Raw genomic sequence first — 4,584 nt, 5'->3', positions numbered from 1 at the left:
GCCGGGATCTCAGTGCTAGAATCGCTAGTTCATCTGTGCAGAACCCCGTCATCCCGGTAGTCTTTTAAGCCGGGATCTCAGTGTGGGAGTGACTAGTTCGTCTGCGCTCATCCAGTCATTGATTTAGCTTATATTGTGTTGTTTTCGCCTTTTGAGCGAGTTACTTTCCTTTGAACTGCCAAAGGAAAGTAACCAAAGGAAAAGCAGCCCGTGGCGTTTTCTAATATTGTCCAATTAAGCACTTCTGATCGCACCAGCTCAAACAGTTCGTCCCTGCACTGTCTTGAGCCTACCTAGGCATCCATGCCTACGGTTGCTGAAGTGCTTAACCGTACAAGGAAAACTTAAACGGGGATCTGTGCAGCCACGTAGTATGGTATCAAAGCTTAATTACTTTTACTGTTACTATCTTTAGCGTCACTACTAGCTGGCTGATGATTCGTAGTAGGCGTAATGCTTTTCGCTAAACTTATAGCTTCATTCATATTTTTAATAAAATCAGGAACATTACTCGTATCTGCTTTACCATCATGAAAACTAAAGAAGTTCTTAGCTAATTGCTTCTTAACTTCAGCTTTAGGCTCATCTTTTAGGTCAGATAGATAACCACTAATCGTAACCAATTGGGTTCCTCGCTGGCGATATAAATTTTCTTTTCCTCTATGTGCCGCGGATTCTTTTAGCATATAGATTGCAGGAGAGCTTACTAGCAACACTGTCATAAAACGAAAAACAAAGTCGATCAGATTTGGAGAGTTCCCAGTCTTTTCGATATCGGATAAAAACTTAATACCTACAAACTCAGAGAATAAATAAGTAAACATAATGATAGATAAAAACATAATAACATAAGGAACTAACTCGTTTTTCTTATCTGTGTCCTTCGATACCTTTCGATTGGTTATTAGCATTATCCAAGAAATAATGAATAAAACTGCAGGTATTAATGATCGACTAATACCAAATTCCCATGTTAAGTCATTAAATGTTTTTGACGATTCAGAAACAAGATCAACACCGATAAATTCAGCAAACATAGCCACAAGTAATCCGATTGAAATATAGAGTAAAAGTAAGCCACTCTTTCGTAAATCATTCGCTGTTTTTTCTTCTTTATTTGCTTGGGTGATTGTCACATCAGCATCTGTAGCGAGGCCAACTTTCTCTAGCAGTGCATCCATTTGCTTACGTTTTGATTCAAATTTATCAACTTCAGTTTTAATTCGATTTTTAATATCAGCAATATCTTCATTGGCCTTCTCATCAATTAAAGATAGAGCCTTCGATTGAGATTTCTGAATATCATTAACACCCACTGAAGATGAACTATTAATCGAATTAACCAAATCATCACGTGTTTCCTTAATAAATTGACTAAAAGCCAATTTTTGGCTTGAAGTAATCTCGTCAATTTCTTCAAGTATATCTTGAACTCTTTTTGTCAAATCTGTAGCAATAGCTTCAGCTTTCTGAATTCGAACTTGAATACGATTAGCTGACTCATCTTCTAATTTAATAAACGTATCAGCTAATTCTGTAGAGTGTTCTTTATATATAGATTGAGCATTCGTTGTTAATTGCTCAATTTTCCTTTCTCCTCTTTTTGTATAAACGTCAAATTCGTTTTGCGCAGAGTTTAAGGAGGAGTTGATATACTCTTTAGCACTCTCAATATTCAAAGCTATAGATTCTTTAGTCTCCTTAAGTAAACTTTCTGAATTGCCTTTTATTTTTTCTTCAATGTGCTTAGGCAAAATTGATAGGTTGTCTAAGTCATTTTTGACGATATTAAGTTGATTTAATGAATCTAAAAGTGATAATTCTGCTTGTTGTAGTTTTTGGGTTTTACTATCAAATGCATTATTATTCTTTAACTCTTCTTTATTCTTTAGAAGACTAAAATCATTTAGCTCCTTGTTTATTAGATCTTGTAACTTTAAGCTAGAATTGATTATGCTCAAAGATATACGTTGTTCATGTTCTAATATCCTAGAGCAAGCTTCTCGCGCATCATGAAACTTTATAAACAAATCATCTAAGCCATTATTAGTATGAAGCTGCTGTAAAGCGATATTTATGATTTGATATTGATTAAACAGAAAGCTATTTAGAATATTTTCTTGTTTAACAGACTGATTCAGGTCTAGTTGCTTTATAGCATTACTTAGTTCTTCGCCTGCCTTCAATAAGCTATCGATACGCGTGACACTAACCATGTATTACTCCTTTGGAGGCACTTAATCTGTAGTTCAAAGTTATTTATAATTATTTGAAAAATAACGACTAGATACTCGTCTCTTATTTTACCGTTAATTTTCTGTTATTTTTTGGGACTTACAATCCACCCATACTTGCTGTTGGTTTGCTGAATGATTTGCTAAAACCTTTGGCTGAGAATGTGAATTTATCACCGCCTTGTATCATGGTGACTGTATTTTTGCTTCTGAACTCGTTAACCATGTAATTTTTGCCTGCTTGAGATACTGCAAACATTAATGCTTTTTGATAACCGATACATTGGCGTCTAAAACGTACTTCATTACCATTAACTATCACACTAGGCACGCGTAAGTATTCGTTTGAGAAGTCACGACATACGTCATCAGGATAAGTTACCCCAACACTTTTAGTATTTGCACCGGTTGTAAAAACAATGGCTTCAATTTGATAAAACTCTGAAGATGCCTGCTTCCAAGCTATATCAGTGGCATTCGCAGAAAATGAGGTAAACATCAGTGCTGTGATGCAGATTAATTTTAATAGTTTCATTAATATTTCTTTTCGCTATGAATAATAAAGTACAGTGTATCATTTGGTTGTTTTTACGCAATTAAAATGAGATGTAAAAGTGGGGCACCCAAGTTTTTTAATTGCTTTTAAACGGAAATATAGGGATGTTGTAGTTTTTAGTTTATAGGTCGCTGGCGCTCATTGAGGCTGGGTTTAATCTTAATTATCAGTGGTTTCGCCTGTAGGCGAGTAGCGAATGAACAACCGAAACGAAGTTTCGCAGTGTGAGGTAGCATGCTCTCTAAACCAGTAGAGAAAAGTAACCAAAAGAGAGCTGGCCCGTAGCGTTTTCTAATCTTGTTCAATTAAGCACTTCTGATCGCACCAGCTCAAACAGTGCATCCCTGCACTGTCTTGAGCTTACACCTGACAAAGCGTACGCAGAGCTTAACGCGCTCATTACACTATGCTGTCGCATAATTCGCCTTTTTTTTTGAAAGACCAACTTACCCATCTACTGGACTGACAATTCCACGTTCATGTAGACCCACAACGTGTAAGTAGATTTGTGTTGTACTGATATCGCTATGCCCTAGTAATTCCTGAATGTTTCTTAAATCGGTACCCGCTTCTAATAGTCGTGTTGCAAAACTATGACGAAAGGTATGGCAACTGGCTTTTTTCATAATGTTTAATTTTGTAATCGCTTGTTTAACCTTTCGCTGCACACTCTGCTCAGATATATGGTGCCTTCTACTAATGTTAGTGCGTGGATCAACGGAAAGGGCTATTGCTGGAAACAAGTATTGCCATGCAGGTTCAAATGCCGCATTTGAGTATTTTCGTGCTAACGCACCCGGTAAATAGACGGAGCCAAAACCCCTCGCTAAATCGACTTTGTGTCCAAGCAGGCTTGTTTCAAGTTGTAGCTTTAACGGTTGCAATAAAGCGTTAGGCAATAATGTTCTACGCGATTTGTCACCTTTGGTTTCGTGAACGACAATGCAGTTCATTCCGAAGTCGATATCTTTTAGTCGTAAGCGCGTTGTTTCAGAAATTCGTAAACCACATCCGTACATCAACTGCGCGCATAATTTATAGTTGCCGGATAAGTTATTGATGACGGATTGTGCTTCCAAGTGGGTAAAAACAGTGGGCAACTGTCTTGGCTTAGTCGCATATTTAAACTTTAATCCTTGAATATCAACTTTCAGGAATTCGCGATACATAAATATAATGGCATTAAGCGCCGTTTTTTGTGTATTACCTGCTACTTGCATTGTGACTGAAAGGTGTTGAAGAAAAGCTTCTATTTCAGCATTGCCCATTTTCTCAGGGTGCTTGTAATGATGAAAGCGTATAAATGAACAGACCCAATAACAATAAGTTTTCTCTGTTTTATAGGCATAATGGCGACTACGAATAAGTATCCGAAATTGATCCATAAAACGACTTGAGTCAGTTGAAATTGATTTTTGTACATCGTACATAGCCCCTCCTGTTATATAAATGTAACTGGATTTATATACAGTTATTGTAGCGCTTTATGTTAATAAATCGAGTTCTGCGTCACCGTGTTGCTTTTGTCGGAACTGTAAAAAGCGTCACAGTGAAGGTTATTAATGGCACTCATTTGTTTTTCTATAAAAACAGAGTGTTGGGGGGATTTCGAAAATGAGTATAGGCAACAGGGTGACGTGTTTCTCTATTCACTATTTTAGAAATTAAATTTATAATTTATTGATTTTGTTTGTTTTGTTGATTATTCTGTTTTTTTTAAATAATTAATATATACAACATGGCTATTGTGGCGCTAGAAAGAGCTTTTTACGTCACTGTGTTGTATATAAAGCT

General features: G+C 36.5%; 3 protein-coding genes. All 3 read right to left on the bottom strand.

The window, feature by feature from the left end:
* Positions 1-386: 386 nt before the first annotated feature.
* Entirely contained in the window at positions 387-2,216 is a 1,830-nt protein-coding gene (locus CXF74_RS20595; RefSeq protein WP_101084415.1) for a hypothetical protein, read from the bottom strand.
* A 118-nt stretch (positions 2,217-2,334) separates the two neighbouring features.
* Positions 2,335-2,769, bottom strand: a complete 435-nt coding sequence (locus CXF74_RS20590; protein ID WP_101084414.1) for a hypothetical protein — start codon at positions 2,767-2,769, stop codon at positions 2,335-2,337.
* A 467-nt stretch (positions 2,770-3,236) separates the two neighbouring features.
* A complete protein-coding gene (locus CXF74_RS20585; RefSeq protein WP_101084412.1) occupies positions 3,237-4,220 on the bottom strand; it encodes an integron integrase in 984 nt (327 codons plus the stop codon).
* Positions 4,221-4,584: the final 364 nt, after the last annotated feature.

Origin of the sequence: Psychromonas sp. Urea-02u-13 (assembly GCF_002835995.1) — a bacterium.
GTDB lineage: Bacteria > Pseudomonadota > Gammaproteobacteria > Enterobacterales > Psychromonadaceae > Psychromonas.
The sequence above is the reverse complement of the archived record's forward strand: the minus strand, read 5'-3'. Positions and strand labels throughout refer to the sequence as shown.